Origin of the sequence: Janthinobacterium sp. MP5059B (assembly GCF_001758645.1) — a bacterium.
GTDB classification, from domain to species: domain Bacteria; phylum Pseudomonadota; class Gammaproteobacteria; order Burkholderiales; family Burkholderiaceae_D; genus Janthinobacterium; species Janthinobacterium lividum.
Genome location: NZ_LRHX01000023.1, coordinates 120631 through 136316 on the forward strand (window position 1 = coordinate 120631; position 15686 = coordinate 136316).

Here is a 15686-nt window from a genome sequence, read left to right on the forward strand (position 1 = left end):
ACTATTGGATAATTGGTAATTATAGGCAATCTGTATCCATAGTGCATTTAATTGCGTTTTACACCATCACTTGCTTGGGAGATGATGGTGACGCGCGGCCAGCGCGCCGCATAGTCCTTGCTGGCCAGGCGCTGCGCATAGCCATCCAGGCTGATGCGCGCCGGGTTGCGCCGCACCACCATATTGAACAGGTCATCGAGGCCATGCGGCGCGACGATGCCGATCTCGCCGTCAGGCTGCAGATAGATGCCAACCGAGGTGGCAAACTCGGGCCAGGTAGCGATGGCATCGTCGAGCGACAGCAGGGGCGGCACGGCGTAGCCAAACTCGTCTTCGAACCACAGGTGCACCCTGGCCTGGTTGCACACCTCCCACGGCACGCCGGGCAGCAAGGTGGCCAGGCGCTGGCGCAGCTGCGTTTCGCTTTCCGGGCTTGAATCATGCGCATCGAAATACGCCACGTCGACATCGCTCAATGCCGATGGATGCGCATAGCCGTGCAAGGCGTCCCACACGAGGTTGCGCACGGCGCCGGCGCCGATGCAGCAGTCAGGCAAGCCCAGCTGCGCCACGGCCTGCAGGACTTGCATGCACCATGGCGTGCTCCTGACGATGGCGCGCAGCCGCGCTGCCAGTGCCGGCTGCGTACTCACGCGTGGGTCCAGGATCGCTTCCAGGCGCGCGCCGGCTTGCTGGAAGCGCCATCACTGTCGGCCCGGGCGGCGGGCACGGCAAGCAGCGCACCCGGGAACAGCATACGCAGTGGGTGCTGAAGAGCAGCAGTTTCCAAGGCGCGGTCTTCCTATTTCGTCATCAAGTAATTGCTACGCAACGCAGGCGCCTCGCCCGTATTCCCGCTGCCATTCTCGACATTGCCGAAATATACGTTCAGATCCTGCTGCGGGCGGAAGTTGCGCAGCTTGACTTGCAAGGTGGTGGGATTGATCTTGGTGAACGTGCCGGGAAAGCACAGGCTGATCAGCTCATCCGGCTTGCCCTTGACCAGGTTCAGGGTAAAGTCTTCGATGCCATTTTTCCAGGTGTTGCCCGTCTTCAAGATGTACGAGACCCATTTGGCATTGACGAAGCCGCTCTCGCCTTGTTGCGCCGCCAGGCGGTTCCACGTCTTGTAGAAAGCCTTGTCGCCACAATACTTTTGCTCAAACTCCTTGCCGTCGCCCAAGTAGGAGGCACCGGGGCCAGCGGCCACGAAAGGCGCATATTGATGGCGCACGCGCACCGTTTTGCCGGCAGGGAATTTCTGCCGCCACTGGTAAACCACCGTCACGGACCAGGCCGGCACCCATTCTTCGTCTTCGGACAGCTTGGCCAGCAAGCCTTCGGCGATCATGGCTTTTTGCTGCGCGGCGCTCAAGGGCGCCACCTTTTTTTCGAACGGGCTGAACGACGGAAAATAAGCGACTTGCGCGTCCGACAGGCCAAGCTGGGCCAGGCGCGCCGTCACGTCACGGCTGTCGAGTTTGGCGACCAGCACGGTCTGGTAATCCTTGCGCTTGCCGTCGACCTCGATCGAGAACTGCTGCGGCTGGCCGTAATACGTGGGCGACTGGTGGTAGCCGGCCTCGTAGGCAGGCAGCGGAAAGATGATGGTCTCTTCCACATCGCTTTTCGATTCATTGAGAAACTCGTACTCGACCTTGATCAAGTCCGGGCTGACCGTCAGCACCTCCTTTTTCATGGCCACGGCGTCGCTCTTGCCGACGATAATGCCGCCGGTACCGACCGAGCCGATGCCGTCGTTGGCCATTGCCGGCGCCGAACACGCCAGCGCCAGCGCGGCAGATGCCAGCAAGGTGCGCACCAGCATCACGCCGCCTTGCCCGAGACGGGATCGACCCGGCGCTGCAGCACGAAAATCGGTTGCGCCCATTGGGTATCCTTTTTCTTCTTGCTGGTGATCAAGGTCAGCTCCGACGGATCGTAGACATCCGTGTTGTGCGTCAACGGCGTCGTCATCAGGTATTGCGCTTCCGTGTTTTTCAGGAACTCGCCGACCAGTTGAATGTTGCGGATATCGAGGTGGGCAAACGGTTCGTCGATGAAGACGAAGCCGCCGGAACCGTCTTCCGATTTCAGCAAGCCGATCAACAGCACCAGCGATTTCATGACCTGCTGGCCGCCCGACGCTTCGCCGTCATTCATGCCGATCACGCCCTTGCCGTCGAACTTGAAGCGCACATGCAAGCCCGCCTGCGACAGCTGCACATCGTCGTTTTCCAGGCGCACGGGGTCGGCATGCACTTCGATGCCGGCCAGTTCGCCCAGCTCCTTGATGTTCTTGCTGTACGTCTTGATGGTGTAGCGCAAGCGCTCCATGTAGGCGCCGCGGGCATTGCCCGTCGCTTCGATGGCCCGGTTGTTCTGGTAGCGGCGCTCGTCCGTCTCCGACTGGCGGCCATGCAGCTGGTCCGACAGGCGGTGATGCTGGTCGATGACGGTGGCGTCGAGTTCCCAGTCGTCGCGCGCCAGGCTGTTTTGCAGGCTGGCCACGCGCAGATCGACCTGGTGCGCATTCTGGTGCTCGGCCACAAGGGCAGCGCGGCGTGCGGGACGGCGCCAGCTTTTCGGCAAGTGGCGCCATGCATGGCGCAGGGCCAGCAAGGCGCGCGCGTGCTCGGCGCGCTGTTCGATCTGCTTCTTGTAGCCGAGCCGCGAACCGGCTTCCGCTTCCGACAAGGCCAGGCGCGCGTTTTGCCACACGGTATCGGCACGCGTGCGCGCCACGGTGGCGTTCTTCGTCAGGTTTTGCAACTCGCCCAGGCGGCCGCCCACTTCCAGGCGCTCTTCCTTGAGCGGCTTCGAATTGCGCAGCGCTTCGGCGAATTCTTCCTGGCGCGCACTGAGTTCCTTGGCTGCGTCGACGCCGGCGATGCGCGCTTTCAAGGCGCCCACTTCGGCCGCCAGTTTCGAGATCGCCAGGGTGAGCGTGTCTTCCTGGCCTTCCAGGCCCGGCAGGGAGCGCAGCAGCGCTTCCAGGCGGCCGCTGCGGCCAGCCTGGCCGAAGCGGTAGCGCGACGCTTCCACGAACAGCGAGCGGCCGCCGCGGCGTTCGCGGTGGTACGCCTCGGGCGTGATCCACTCTTCGTGGTTGCCCAGCTTGAAACCCGCTTCGACGGAATCGACGCGGGCAATGCGTGACAGCTGCTCGATCAGCCAGCTGGGCACGGGCGCGGAAAATTTCACCACGGCCAGCAGGCTTTCGTCTTTTGCGACGGGCGCCGTGACCAGGTCGGGCACGATGAAGTGGCGATAGCGTTCCTTCTCGGCCAGGCGGTAGGCGGCAGCCGCATCCTTGGCCTTGTCCAGCAGAACCACCGAGGCATAACCGCCCAGCACGCCTTCGACGGCGCCCTGCCAGCGGCTGTCCGTCACTTCGACGATGTCCGACAGCATGGCGTGGCTGATCCCCGCGTCGCGCAGCGCGCGGCGCATGCCGCGCACATTATCCGGCTCCGGCATGGCCGTCTTGCCTTGCAGCGCGGCAATCGTCGCCTGCTCGCCCGCGATACGGGCCGACAGGGCGTCGCGCTGCTGGCGCTGGCGCAGCAATTCCGCTTCCTTCTGTTCCAGCTGGGCCGCCACTTCGGCGATGTCGCTGCCCGAGTCGGCTGCCAGCTTGTGCAGACGGTCCTTCTGTTCCAGCAGGCTGTCCAGCGGTTTCAGTTTCGCATTGATCAGGGACAAACGGCTCTGCAGACCGATCGATTCCTGCTCCAGCAGGGTCTCGTTCATCTGTGCGTCGGACAGGGCCTTCGCTTGCGCGGCCAGCGCATTGCGCTTGTCCGTCAGTTGCTGGTCGGCCTGCGCCATCGGTTTGCGCGCATCGCGCAATTGCCGGCTGGCGATGGCCGCCTTTTCGCGCGCCTCGTGGTACTGCAGGCTGGGCAGCACTTCTTCCAGCAGGTTGCGGCGCTCTTTATGCAGCCCTTCCCACTGGTGGTAATTGGCCACGCGCAGGCGCAAGCCTTCCAGGTTGGTTTTCGACGCCTCGAGTTCCGTCTCGAAGCGTTTCAGCTCCACTTCCGTATCGCGCTGGTGGCGCTTGGCTTCGTCGTAGGCGTCCAGCACTTCCTTGTCGCCAAACACCTGGAACACCAGGTCGAGCAGCTGGCGCGGCGCGTATTCGCACAATTTGTCCGTCTCGCCCTGCTCCAGCGCCAGCACTTTCGACATGGCGGGCGACAGGCCCGCATTGGCCAGGCGCTTGCGGTAGTTTTCCACGCCCAGCCAGTCGTTGGCGTCCGTGATGTCCTCGATCTGCACATTACCCGGACGCATCAGATACTGGCGCTTCCAGTCGCCGCCGTTCTTCTGGATCTGGCAAAACAGGGTCACTTCATCGTCGCTGAAGAAGCCGGAACTGCGGAACGGGCGGTTCGACAACTGCTTGCCCACGTTCTTGTTGTCGACCACGGCACGCAGCCAGGCCGTCTGCTGGCCCGAGTGGCGCGCATAGTGTTTATACGTGCGGCCCATCGAGCAGTCGAGGCCGAACAGGGTGCGCAAGGCGTCGAGCAAGGTGGTCTTGCCGGAGCCGTTCTGCCCCGCGATGGTGATGATCTTCGCGTCGAGCGGAATATTCTTGATGCGCTGCCAGTAATCCCAGTGCACCAGTTCAAGTGATTTGATATGAAACATGGGCGCTTTCAGTGAGGGAGGTCGGACGCGGGCTCGTCGCCGATGTCGGCGGACAGGTCGTCTGCCAGGTCGGCGTCGAGCAGTGAATCGCCGCTGACGGCCACCAGGCGTGCCGGCGCCCGCTTGAACACGTCGGCCAGGGCGCCATTGATGATGCGCTCTTTCAAGACGTCCGTGTCCATCATCAGGTCCAGCAGCGGACCTTCCAGGATGAAATCGCCGCGCCGCTCGATAAAGCCCAGCTTGGCCAGGGTGCCCAGATTCATGTCCATGCGCGTCTTCTTGCCCAGCTTGTCACCGAAGTCGGACAGCAGCGCCTTGTAGGAAATGCCGATCGACGCGTCTTCCGCGCGCGGCAACGGCTTTTCCGTGCCGAACATATCGTTCTGGTCGTCGTCCGCGTGCTGGTGCGTTTCCTGGCGTTCGCGCTTGGGCAGGATGATCTGCGCCCACAGCACCACCAGCAAGGCCACGCCATCGCGCGCCAGGCCGAAATTATTGTTTTGCCACACGTCGCGCGCGCCGAATATCTTCGGCTCGATAGTGCGCGTCAGGGCCAGGGTGACATGGTCGGCATACACGTTGTCGAGCAGTTTCAGGCCGCAGGCCAGCAGGCGCGCATCGATCTCGGCGCGGAACAGCTCGTCGGACAGCACGCGCTTGACGAGCTTGTCGTCGCGGCGCAGGGTTTGATGCGTGAGCAGGCGCGCAATCAGGATTTGGGAATCGTCATTCATCGGCGGTGCCGCTATCTAAATCAAGTGAAACATTCAGTGAAAGCGAGGCGATCGACATGGCCGCCACGTGGGGGTCGGTCAGTTGGACCATCTCGTCGGTCGGTGTAAAGGTAATCGGCAGACGGGCCAGTTCGGCCGTGGATCCCTGCAAGCTCGCTTCGGACACGTCGCCCAGAAGCGGCAGCATCGAGGCGCGGTAGGAGGCCACGGCAAAGCTGGCCGGCAGCAGCGAGTCCTGCACGGGCACCGATTTCGGCCCCTCTTCGCCGATGCTGGGGAAATTGCCCAGGCTGGCGAAGTTCGACAGGCGTTCGAGCAAGTCATCGAGTTCGAGTTGCATGGCGGGTCCGTCGCTGATGGTGGTGGGCGCGTCCTCTCCGCTGGGCAGGCCCGTGTTGATGACGCCTGCCGCCCGTTCGGACAGCAGTTCCGTTTCGGCCACGTCGATCATCTCGGCCGGCGTGGAGAACAGCGGCACGACGGGCTGGTCGATGGCGCCCTCGGCCAGGCTGGCCAGGTCGTCATGCAGCAAGAGCCAGCGCTTGATGTCCGTGGTCGACAGGCCCGACTGGCCCAGGTGCACGCGCTGGCGCTCGATCTGGTTCAGGGCGCGCGAAAACATGCCTTGCATGTTCAGCAATTTGCTTTGCGCGCGGCCAATCGCCTGCGCCGCCTTGTGCGTGGCGCTGTCCGCGTTTTCATCGGAAGTAATCGCCACGAGAATCTCGGACCCCTTCTCGACCCAGTCGCACGCCATGTTCCACTTCGCCTGCGCCGTGCGCAGACGGAATTCGGAACCGGAGGCGATGGCATCGGAGAACTCTTCCGTCAAGTCCACCAGGCGCCCCAGCAAATGCTGAAGTTGCTCGACTGACACGCCGCCGACGGCTTGCGCACCGGCCACCTGCGACAGCAGGAACCCCATTTCCGCTTCATCTTCCGTCTGCCCCAGGCCCAGCAGGCTGTCGATGGCGGACAGCACATTGCGCGCCATCGGCGTCACGCGGTACACGCCCTGCTGCGCATCCCAGGCCAGCAACTGATTCGAGCGCAGGCGCAGCAAGACCGTTTCCAGGCTTTCCGGCAACAGATACGCCAGTTTCGTATTGATATCGGCGCGCGTATAGGCGGACGTGGCCGCATCGGACGCGAGTTCGCGCAACACCAGCAGACGCACCAGCACGCCATCGAAACCGCCGTGGAACAGGGCCGTAAACACTTGCAGCAGGGGCTGCGCCCGCTTCAAGTGAAATACCTGCTCGATCTCGTCGGCCGAAATATTGGGCTGGAAATGCGCCTGCAAGGAATCGTGATGCTCTTGCTCTGTCTGATTTGCATCCGTAGCCACGGCTGCACTTGCCATTATATCAATCATTCTTTTCCGGATGAGTGTTCAGCGGGCGGCGCTGCGGGCTAACGCGGCGCTGCGGGGCGGGGGCGTCAGTATATCAGTTCTGACATGCAATTTAGCGCATGGGAGGGGGAGGTGCGGACACGGCGCAACACGGCCGGTGCGCCGTGCCGGGCCAGGAGGATGAAATGGGGGGCCAAACACGGCATGCCTGGCCCCAAACCATTAGTGAACACTTACTTCTTGACGATCTTTTGCAGGGTTTGCTCGACGTAGTCGCCGTCTTCATCGGCGAACGTCACCTTCACCGGATACCATTCCAGCGACGGCGCCAGCCACAGGTCCACTTGCTGGCCCTTCTTGTCCGGCGGCGGCGCCTTGACCAGGTGCACGGCCTCCACCAGACCCTGGCCGGTGGCGACGGTCTCCTGCTTGACGACCTTGAAGGTCCACGGTTCGGCGTCGTGGCGACCGGCAACGAAGAAGCTCCATTCCGAACCGGGCGTGAATTTTTCGGGCGCGGCGCGCGCCACGCTGACCAGTTGCCAGACGGTGCTGTTGCGGTCCTGCTCGCCGCCTTTCAGCGGATAGCTGTCATCGCCCTCGCTGAAGACGATGGTCTTGCTGTCGCGCTTGAAGGTGGTGGTGGCCGCTTCCTTGCGGAAACGCTTTTCCACGAACTGCGCCGGCGCCAGGCCGAAATCGTCGACCGTGCCTTCGCTGCGCTGCTCGAGGATCTTGCCGAACAGGGCGGCCTTGGTTTCGGCCAGCAGCGAGTACTTGCCGTCGCCGGCGCGCCAGTTGCTGACCGATTCGCCCGACAGTGCAATGCCGCGCTGCTTGGCCTTGATCGAATACACGAGGTCGGCCGATGGCGCCAGCTTGTACGGGCGCTTGATGACGGGATGGTCCACGGGCTCGTCCGCCGCCATGGCGGGCGTCAGGGTGGCGGCCAGCAGGCTGGCAGCCAGGATGCGTTTCAAGGTAGTCAAAGTGGTCATTTATTTTCCTGTTGATTCATTTACGGAGATCTTGGTCACGGTTTGCGTGGTCAGCGCCCCGTTCGCTTCGGTATTGCGTATTTGTACCGGATACCATTGCATCGATGGCGCCAGCCAGATATCGAGCTGCGACGAATACGTGCCGGGCTTCGGCGGCCGGCGCAAATGCCAGGTCACCAGCCGCCCCATCTTGGTCTCCAGCTCTTCCTCGCCCACCAGGTGGAAGCGGAACACGGTCGCTTCCTTTTCCTCGCCGACGAGAATGTCGATATTGCCCACCAGCTGGTTGACGTCGGCACGGCCGATGGCGGCCAGCTGGAACGGCACCGTGGCCTTGTCTTGCACCCCTTCCTGCCATGGCGCCGTGGCCGTCGTGGCCGAAAACGTGATGGCCTTGGCATCGCGGTTGAAATGCGTGGCCGTTTGCGCGCGGCCCTTGCGTTTCTCCGTGGCCGTGACGGGCACGATGCCGCTGCCATCGATCACGCCTTCGCTGGTCAGCACCAGCAGGTTGATGCGCGTGATCAGCATGCTCAAGCCCACCTCCAGCTTCAGCTGATACGCGTCGCCCCGGTTTTCCCACGCCATCGCGGCCACGCCCTGCCACTTGGTGCCGTCCGCATCGCGCCGGTCCACGTGCAGGTCGAACTGGGCCGACGCGGGCGCATTCGTCTTGTAGTGCCGTGCCTGCTCGACGGGCGGTGGCGGCGGCGCGCTGGCCGGCACGGGTGCCGCTGCCACGGCCGGTGCGGGCGCCGTGATGGCCGGCGCAGCCACCGCGGCCGGCGCGGTCGTGGCCGGGCCTTCCGGCACGTCGCTGACAGGCGCCGTCAACTGCGGCGTTTCGCTCGACGCCAGCTCCGTCAGCGGCGGCGGTGGCGGCGGCCTGGGCTTGGGCACGGGCCGAAGTTCGGGCGGCGGCGGCGGCGGCGCCACCGGCAGGGGCTGGATCGGCTCGGCGATCAAGGCCATGCTGACCACCTGTGCATGATCCTGCCCCAGCGGCACCATGCTGGCATGCGAGGTCAGCCATTCCAGCGCCACGTAATGCAGTGCGCCGATGACCGCAACAAAGATGACGGTACGGCGGCGCGGTGACGAAAAGAAGGAAGCAGGCATCATGAGGCGTAGTGTAACGCTTCCGCCCCGCTTCCCGCTTCTTGCCCGTGCTCAACTCTTAATGTTTTATGTAAGAAAATGTTGGCGGCATTACGTCAGTTGCAAGCCGATATCTGCTACGCTAAGCCTATCCATCTACCAGGAGATTTCGCATGGCAAACCCGCAAATGCCCCAAATTCCGGGCGCAGCAGTTGTGACCGATACGCTCGACTTCGTCAAAAACCTGTGGGGCAGCATGAGCGTGCCCGGCATGGGCGTGCCTGGCATCACGGCGCCTACCATGTCGGTGGAAGAGCTGGACAAGAAAATCAACGACTTGAAAGCCGTCGAAGCGTGGCTGAACCTCAATACCAGCATGCTGCGCGGCAGTATCCAGGCGCTGGAAGTGCAGCGCGGCACCATCGCCACATTGAAATCTATGGGTGCATCACTGGCGGCGGCCATCACGCAACCGGGCGCCAGCGAGAAAACCGTGTTTGAATCGGTACCCTACGCTTCCGCGTTTTTCCAGCAAGCCGCGCCTGCGGCGCCTGAACCGAAACCGGCGCCCGCACCTGCGCCCGCACCGGAACCCGCTGCGGCGGAACCCGGCGATGCCGGCAGCCAGTTGGCCAATCCAAGTGCTTGGTGGAATTTGTTACAAGATCAGTTCAAGCAAGCCGTATCGACGGCCATGTCGCCCGATGCGGCCAGTACGGCAGCGGCCAGCTTTGGCAGCGTGAGCAAAGCCAAGCCAGCGGCCAGCAAGCCGGCCAAACCTGCAGAGGCAGGCACGGCAGCCAAGGCCAAGGCCCCGCTGCGCAAGGCGCCCGCGAAACGCGCGGCACCCAAGGCTAAAGCGCCAGGCAAGGCCTGATGCTGCAAGCCGGCGATATGATCAGGCGATACGATGAATGCGGATCGCCTCGATCATGTTGTCGGCCTGGCGTTTTACGTCACCGATCGTGATCAGGCCTTCGTCGGCCAGCGCCTTGGCGTGCTCGTACGAAGACTGGAATGTTTCCAGCGTGTCTCCCTTGGCGGCGACCGGGCGTACCCAGGCAATACTGCCGACTTTCATTTTTTTGTACACTTCATTGACCACATCACGCATAGTTTCTTCCTTATTGTTGTAAAGCAACTCAAGCACGGGCGAACCCACGCTGGCCCCTAGTTTATCATCCGGCACGCTCGCGCATGGATTTTCCGCCTTTTTCCGGCGCCGTCGGCGCTTTTTCTACGACCACGACGGTCTCTTCCGGCCCGGGCGGCGGCGTCAGCTGCACCAGTTGCTCCATCAATTGCGCGAAGCGTTGCTGCCCTGGTGCAATTTTGTCTACATACAACAACACTTCCATGGCCTCGGCCGCCAAGTCGGCCTGAAACCCGCGCTGCTGCAGGAAGGACACGATGATTTGCGCGGAATTGAACAGGATGCGCAAATTGTTCGGCAGCTTTTCGCGCGCCGCGCGCATCCAGGCGACCGCTTCGTTGAGCTTGTCCGTCTTCCACAGCAGCACGCCCTTGTTCATCAAGTCCGACGCTTCCTTGCGCGAAGCGATGATCAGGCTGGTGCCTTCGTCGCCCATCTTCGCCTTGTCGAAAATCTTTTGCACTTCGTCCTGCACCACCTGGTTGTCGTGGTTGTTCTTCACCACGTAGCACAGCAGGCCGGCCGGCGCATCCTTGACGCCGACGGCGAACAGCAAGGTGGCCAGTTCCATGCAAATGCTTTTCTCGGGCCGCGCCGGGTCTTCCAGCAGCATGGCTTCGAGCTCGTCGCCGCACTTGCGGGCGCGCCGGTAATCGCCCGTTTCATGGTGCACCATGCCTTCCGTGATCTTCGCGCGCAAACCAATCTGCTCGGGCGAGAATTCGCGCTGCGCCAGCAACAGCCATTGCAGCGCCTCCTTGGCATCCTTCTTCAGGCCGCACACGCGCGCCAGGCCCAGATAGGCGTCCGGCGTCTTCATGACGGAAAACTCGCCGATGGAAATACACTTGCGAAATGCCTTTTCCGCCATGCTGACATTGCCGACCTTCAAGGCCGCCAGTCCCAGGTTGCGCTGGCGCGGCACGGAATTGGGCGACAGGCGCGCCGCCTTTTCCAGCACGCCGCACGCTTCCTCGTGCTGGCCCATCAACTGGTAGGCGACGGCCATCTGGTCGTAGGCGTCGATGTAATACTTGTTTTCAACGATCACGCCCTGGAAGATCTGCCGCGCCGCCTCATGTTCGCCGTTATTCATGCGGATCTTGCCCAGGCCCGCCTTGGCCCAGCTGTAATCGCGCTCGGCCAGCACTTTCTCGTACACGGCACGGGCCTTTTCCGGTTCGCCGCTCTTCAGCAGCAAACTGGCCTTCATGCGCAGCAGTTCCAGCTCGTGCAGCTTGTTGACCTCGATCTGCGCGTCGCACAGCTTGGCCGCGCGCAAATAATCCTTTTCCATGCAAGCCTGGTCGATCTCGCGAAACACCTGCTTCTTGTGCCACACGCGGTTCAGGCGCGTCAGCAGCACGCCTTCCGTGATCGGCTTGATCAGGTAGGCGTCGGGCTGGTGCTCGGCCGCGCCCATCACGGATTCCACGCTTTTCTCGGCTGATACCATCAGCCAGACGCTCGATGGCGCCGTCAGGTTGCGCACGCGCGTCTCTTCCAGCACTTGCTGGCCATTCTTGCCTTCGCCCAGGTTGTAGTCGCACAGCACCACGTCGTAGCGCGTCTTGGCCAGCAGCTTCATGGCTTCGCCGCCGCTGGCCGCCTGGTCGATATGGCGCGCGCCCAGGTTGCGCAGGGATTCGCGCAGCAGGATGCGGATGCCGATGAAGTCGTCGACCAGCAGATAATGTTTGTCGGCCCAGTCGGTGCTGCCCGCTTCGGCGGCGGTGGCGTGGCTGTCTGTCGTCATGGATTCCTCGTTCAGGGCAGGCGCAGGATGAAACAGCCGCCGCCCAGGGCGCCGCCGTTTTCCAGCGCGATGCTGCCGCTGCTGCCCCGGTGCTTGTGCATCTTTGCCACTTCGCTGGAAAAATACAGCCCCAGCCCCGTGCTGTTGGTGGAAAAGTTCACGCCGGCCGCCATGCCATCCATGGCCGCGCTGCCCGCGTCGAGCAAGGCCTGCGTATAACCGTCGCCATTGTCTTCCACGCGCAGCTCGAGCAAGCCATCGGCCTCGCAGACCGACAGGCGGATCGTGTCCTTCGTGTAGCGGATGGCGTTGTTGATGGCGTGCGCGAGCACGCCGATGACCAGGTCTTCATCGAGGGTCCAGATCAGCTCGGGCGGACAGGCCGTCTCCAGCCGGATGCCTTTCGAGGCCAGCAGGATCTTTTCCTGGTCCACCACCTGGTCGACCACCTGGCTGACCAGCTGCGGCTGCACGTCGAACGGGTAGCCGGGCTTGCCCACCTCCTTGTACAGGGCCAGCAGCTGGATCAGGTTATCGTTGAGGCGCTTGGTCTGGTACAGCATCTGCGCCATCTGCAGGTAGGCGGGGTCGGCCTGGGGCGAGGGCTTGGCCTGCTCGGCCGCCAGCAGCGACTCCAGGGTGCCACTGACAACGCTGATCGAGTTTTTCATGTCGTGCACGGTCGACGCCAGGAACAGGAAAAGCTCGGGCGAGCTGTGTTGATCTTCCACTGGATATCTCCTTGGGCCGCAGCTTGAATATTGCCAAGGATAAATTATACCGCCAGCATGCGCGCGCCTGCCAGCCGCGCGTAAAGTCACTGACTTGACGCAACAATGCCGCCCCCGCTTGCGCAAGGGCGGCATCGGATGGCCAAGCCGGCAAGATCAGCGGCGTGCGGCCGCCAGGCGTTTGACCACGACGATCATGCGGTCGATTTCCTCATACGTATTGTAGAAGGCGAACGATGGCCGCACGGTCGCCTCGACGCCGAAACGGCGCAAAATCGGCTGGGCGCAGTGGTGGCCCGAGCGCACGGCGATGCCCTCGTCGTTCAGGGCCCGCCCCACTTCCGCCGGCTCGTAACCGGCCAGCACGAACGAGGCCACGCTGGCCTTGTCAAACGCCGTGCCGATCAGGCGCACGCCGGGAATGGCCTGCAGGTGGTGCGTCGCGTATTCCAGCAGCGCGTGCTCGTAGGCGGCGATGTTTTCCAGGCCGATGCGCTGCACGTAGTCGATGGCCGCGCCCAGGCCCACGGCATCGGCGATATTGCCCGTGCCCGCCTCGAAACGGTTCGGCACGCCCTGGTAGACGGTGCGCTCGAACGTGACGTCGGCGATCATGTTGCCGCCGCCCTGCCATGGCGGCAGCTGCTCCAGCAAGTCCGCCTTGCCATATACGGCGCCGATGCCCGTCGGACCGAACACCTTGTGGCCCGAGAAGACATAAAAATCGGCGCCCAGCGCCTGCACGTCCACGCGCAAATGCGACACGGCTTGCGCGCCATCGACCAGCACGCGCACGCCGGCCGCATGCGCCAGCGCGATGATCTGCGCCACGGGCGTCACCGTCCCCAGCGCGTTCGACACCTGCGTCACGGACACCAGCTTGGTACGCCCGTTGAGCAGCTTGCGGAATTCATCGAGCAGTATCTGCCCGCTGTCGTCGACGGGAATCACGCGCAGGGTCGCGCCCTTTTCCGCCGCCAGCTGCTGCCACGGCACGATGTTGGCGTGGTGCTCGAGCTGCGAGACGATGATCTCGTCGCCGCTGCCGATGTATTTGCGGCCAAAGGTATTGGCGACCAGGTTGATGCCCTCGGTGGCGCCACGCACGAAAATGATTTCATTGGGCGAAGCGGCGCCGAGGAACTGCGCCACCTTGGCGCGTGCCGCTTCATACGCATCGCTGGCGCGCGCCGCCAATGCGTGCGCCGCGCGGTGGATGTTCGAATTTTCGTGCGCATAGAAATACGACACCCGGTCGATCACCGACTGCGGCTTGTGCGTGGTGGCCGCATTGTCGAACCAGGCCAGCGGCTTGCCGTTGACCCGTTCGGCCAGCACGGGAAAATCGCGCCGCACGGCATGCACGTCGAACGGCGCCGGCGTCTGGTGCTGGCCAGGCTTCGCCGCCGAAGGCAGCTCGGTCTGGAAATAGAACGCGGGCGGGCTATTAGCCGGCGATACGGGCAGCTGGCGCGCGGGCGTCTGCTGCGGCGCGGCAAACAGTCCCCGCACATCGTCGGGTGCCGCTTGTCCCAGCCCCTGCTGCGCCAGGCCGTCGAGCTTGCCGTTCGACGCGGGATAGCCATGCGCGCCGCCGACAAAATAATAGGGCGACGGTGCACTCAGGGCGGACAGGCGTGGCGTCGGCACGGAGGCCGGCGCCGGCGCAATCGGCGACTCCAGCGGCGCCGTCACGGGAGGCACCTGCGCCGTCGCCACGCCGGGGGCGATGGCGGCAAACGAAGGGCCGGGCTGCGGCGGCGGCCGGTTCGCATAGCGGGGCGCCGCATCGAGCACGCTGCCGGAACCACCGAGGCTGGGAGATTTATCCACGCCCGGCAGGCGGGCAAAGAATTCACCGGCCAGGCGGTTCAGGGTCGCTTCATCAGGTAAGAACGGGACGGCAGGCAAGCCCGCCGCGCCATCACTTGTAGGTGTCTGGGTAGTCATGGTATTTACCGATCTCCACGTCTTCCAGTACGGCCAGCGCATCGTCGGTCAGCACGGCCAGCGAGCAATACAGCGAAATCAGATAGGACGAAATCGCATGGCGGTTGATGCCCATGAAGCGCACGGACAGGCCCGGGCTTTGCTCGCCCGCCAAGCCAGGCTGGAACAGGCCGATCACGCCCTGGCGCTGTTCGCCCGCGCGCAGCAAGATGATTTTCGTCTTGCCGTCTTCGATCGGCAGTTTGTCCGATGGCACCAGCGGCACGCCGCGCCACGTGAGGAACTGGGAGCCGAACAGGCTGACGGTTGGCGGCGGCACGCCGCGGCGCGTGCATTCGCGGCCAAAAGCGGCAATGGCCAGCGGATGCGCGAGGAAAAAGCCCGGCTCCTTCCACACTTTCGTCAGCAGTTCGTCGAGGTCGTCCGGCGTGGGCGCGCCCGTCAGAGTAAAGATGCGCTGGTCGTCGTGCACGCTGGCCAGCAGGCCGTAATCGGGATTGTTGATCAACTCGCTTTCCTGGCGCTCCTTGATCGTCTCGATGGTCAGGCGCAGCTGCTCCTTGATCTGGTCGTGCGGGCTGCTGTACAGGTCCGACACGCGCGTGTGCACGTCGAGCACCGTGCTGACGGCATTGAGGAAATACTCGCGCGGCTGGTCGTCGTAGTCGACGAAGGTTTGCGGCAGTTCCGACTCGTCGCGCTGCGAGCAGGCGACGCGCACGTCCTTCGGATTCTTCACGCGGTTCAGGCGGTAGATACCCGCTTCCACGGGCAGCCATTGCAGCAGGTGCACGAGCCAGCGCGGCGTGATCGTGGATAACTGGGGGACGCTCTTGCTTGCATTGGCCAGCTGGCGCGCGGCGTTATCGCCCAGCGCGAACTGGTTCTCTGTTGCTTCTGCCATGACTACTCCTGATGAGAAAAGTGAATATGCTTATCTGAAAAACGAATAAAGTATCGGACGTCTCCCCTCTTCTCTCAACATGCTATCGCCATCAACGCGGCGTTTAATCGACCCGCATCAATCCACCAATTCCGGCTCGCAGCGCGCCATCAATCCCGCCAGGCCGATGCCCAGCGCGCCGGCCAGCTTTTCCACCGTCAGCAGCGACGGCGTGGCGGCGCCCCGTTCGATCTCGCCGATGAACGAGCGGTTCAAGTCGGCCGCTTCGGCCAGGCGCTCCTGCGACCAGCCATGCCCTTCGCGCAACTGGCGCACGGCCAGTCCAAACTGTTTGATCAACATGCT

14 protein-coding genes are annotated in these 15686 nt (G+C 63.4%); 1 reads left to right on the plus strand and 13 read right to left on the minus strand.

Features of this window, described 5'->3' with window-relative positions:
* Nucleotides 1-47 precede the first annotated feature (47 nt).
* The 7 genes from JAB1_RS28130 to JAB1_RS28160 all read right to left on the minus strand — a co-directional run bounded on the left by JAB1_RS28130 (nucleotide 48) and on the right by JAB1_RS28160 (nucleotide 8870).
* Nucleotides 48-653: a nucleotidyltransferase family protein gene (locus JAB1_RS28130; protein WP_343216011.1), complete on the minus strand. Its 606-nt coding sequence runs from the start codon at nucleotides 651-653 to the stop codon at nucleotides 48-50.
* Nucleotides 654-802: 149 nt separating this feature from the next.
* A complete protein-coding gene (locus JAB1_RS28135) occupies nucleotides 803-1828 on the minus strand; it encodes a DUF4424 family protein (protein WP_070282958.1) in 1026 nt (341 codons plus the stop codon).
* A complete protein-coding gene (locus JAB1_RS28140; RefSeq protein WP_070282960.1) occupies nucleotides 1828-4659 on the minus strand; it encodes an ATP-binding protein in 2832 nt (943 codons plus the stop codon). The genes JAB1_RS28135 and JAB1_RS28140 overlap by 1 nt, the downstream gene beginning before the upstream one ends.
* Before the next feature lie 8 nt (nucleotides 4660-4667).
* Entirely contained in the window at nucleotides 4668-5396 is a 729-nt protein-coding gene (locus JAB1_RS28145) for a hypothetical protein (RefSeq protein ID WP_070282962.1), read from the minus strand.
* Nucleotides 5389-6759, minus strand: coding sequence for a hypothetical protein (locus tag JAB1_RS28150; RefSeq protein WP_092608970.1), 1371 nt, complete (start codon nucleotides 6757-6759; stop codon nucleotides 5389-5391). The genes JAB1_RS28145 and JAB1_RS28150 overlap by 8 nt, the downstream gene beginning before the upstream one ends.
* A gap of 224 nt (nucleotides 6760-6983) precedes the next feature.
* Entirely contained in the window at nucleotides 6984-7748 is a 765-nt protein-coding gene (locus JAB1_RS28155; protein ID WP_070257724.1) for a DUF3108 domain-containing protein, read from the minus strand.
* The gene (locus JAB1_RS28160) at nucleotides 7749-8870 is read right to left on the minus strand and encodes a DUF3108 domain-containing protein (RefSeq protein ID WP_249154027.1); all 1122 of its coding nucleotides are present in this window, start codon (nucleotides 8868-8870) and stop codon (nucleotides 7749-7751) included.
* Between the two features lie 149 nt (nucleotides 8871-9019).
* Here JAB1_RS28160 and JAB1_RS28165 point away from each other — a divergent pair, with 149 nt between their 5' ends.
* Nucleotides 9020-9724, plus strand: a complete 705-nt coding sequence (locus JAB1_RS28165) for a PhaM family polyhydroxyalkanoate granule multifunctional regulatory protein (RefSeq protein WP_070279004.1) — start codon at nucleotides 9020-9022, stop codon at nucleotides 9722-9724.
* Nucleotides 9725-9745: 21 nt separating this feature from the next.
* Here JAB1_RS28165 and JAB1_RS28170 read toward each other — a convergent pair whose 3' ends face one another.
* The 6 genes from JAB1_RS28170 to JAB1_RS28195 form a co-directional block, all read right to left on the minus strand.
* Nucleotides 9746-9961, minus strand: coding sequence for a hypothetical protein (locus JAB1_RS28170; RefSeq protein WP_010394693.1), 216 nt, complete (start codon nucleotides 9959-9961; stop codon nucleotides 9746-9748).
* A gap of 64 nt (nucleotides 9962-10025) precedes the next feature.
* Nucleotides 10026-11756 (minus strand): response regulator, encoded by a 1731-nt coding sequence (locus JAB1_RS28175; RefSeq protein WP_070279003.1) that lies wholly within the window; start codon nucleotides 11754-11756, stop codon nucleotides 10026-10028.
* A gap of 11 nt (nucleotides 11757-11767) precedes the next feature.
* Complete coding sequence (locus tag JAB1_RS28180) at nucleotides 11768-12487, minus strand: HAMP domain-containing sensor histidine kinase (protein ID WP_070279002.1); 720 nt, start codon at nucleotides 12485-12487, stop codon at nucleotides 11768-11770.
* 156 nt (nucleotides 12488-12643) lie between these two features.
* Nucleotides 12644-14437, minus strand: a complete 1794-nt coding sequence (locus JAB1_RS28185) for a family 2A encapsulin nanocompartment cargo protein cysteine desulfurase (RefSeq protein WP_070279001.1) — start codon at nucleotides 14435-14437, stop codon at nucleotides 12644-12646.
* On the minus strand, nucleotides 14412-15341 hold the full coding sequence (locus JAB1_RS28190; protein WP_034784363.1) for a family 2A encapsulin nanocompartment shell protein: 930 nt from the start codon (nucleotides 15339-15341) through the stop codon (nucleotides 14412-14414). The genes JAB1_RS28185 and JAB1_RS28190 overlap by 26 nt, the downstream gene beginning before the upstream one ends.
* A 117-nt stretch (nucleotides 15342-15458) precedes the next feature.
* Nucleotides 15459-15683 carry a helix-turn-helix transcriptional regulator gene (locus tag JAB1_RS28195; RefSeq protein WP_034784364.1) on the minus strand — a complete coding sequence of 75 codons (225 nt, stop codon included), beginning with the start codon at nucleotides 15681-15683 and terminating at the stop codon, nucleotides 15459-15461.
* Nucleotides 15684-15686 lie beyond the last annotated feature (3 nt).

Excerpts from the sequence above, each read along its gene's own strand:
- JAB1_RS28150 (WP_092608970.1), bottom strand. The coding sequence starts at position 6,759 with ATGGCAAGTGCAGCCGTGGCTACGGATGCAAATCAGACAGAGCAAGAG.
- JAB1_RS28145 (WP_070282962.1), bottom strand. The coding sequence starts at position 5,396 with ATGAATGACGATTCCCAAATCCTGATTGCGCGCCTGCTCACGCATCAA.
- JAB1_RS28175 (WP_070279003.1), bottom strand. The coding sequence starts at position 11,756 with ATGACGACAGACAGCCACGCCACCGCCGCCGAAGCGGGCAGCACCGAC.
- JAB1_RS28185 (WP_070279001.1), bottom strand. The coding sequence starts at position 14,437 with ATGACTACCCAGACACCTACAAGTGATGGCGCGGCGGGCTTGCCTGCC.
- JAB1_RS28195 (WP_034784364.1), bottom strand. The coding sequence starts at position 15,683 with ATGTTGATCAAACAGTTTGGACTGGCCGTGCGCCAGTTGCGCGAAGGG.
- JAB1_RS28190 (WP_034784363.1), bottom strand. The coding sequence starts at position 15,341 with ATGGCAGAAGCAACAGAGAACCAGTTCGCGCTGGGCGATAACGCCGCG.
- JAB1_RS28160 (WP_249154027.1), bottom strand. The coding sequence starts at position 8,870 with ATGATGCCTGCTTCCTTCTTTTCGTCACCGCGCCGCCGTACCGTCATC.
- JAB1_RS28140 (WP_070282960.1), bottom strand. The coding sequence starts at position 4,659 with ATGTTTCATATCAAATCACTTGAACTGGTGCACTGGGATTACTGGCAG.
- JAB1_RS28170 (WP_010394693.1), bottom strand. The coding sequence starts at position 9,961 with ATGCGTGATGTGGTCAATGAAGTGTACAAAAAAATGAAAGTCGGCAGT.
- JAB1_RS28135 (WP_070282958.1), bottom strand. The coding sequence starts at position 1,828 with ATGCTGGTGCGCACCTTGCTGGCATCTGCCGCGCTGGCGCTGGCGTGT.
- JAB1_RS28165 (WP_070279004.1), top strand. The coding sequence starts at position 9,020 with ATGGCAAACCCGCAAATGCCCCAAATTCCGGGCGCAGCAGTTGTGACC.
- JAB1_RS28155 (WP_070257724.1), bottom strand. The coding sequence starts at position 7,748 with ATGACCACTTTGACTACCTTGAAACGCATCCTGGCTGCCAGCCTGCTG.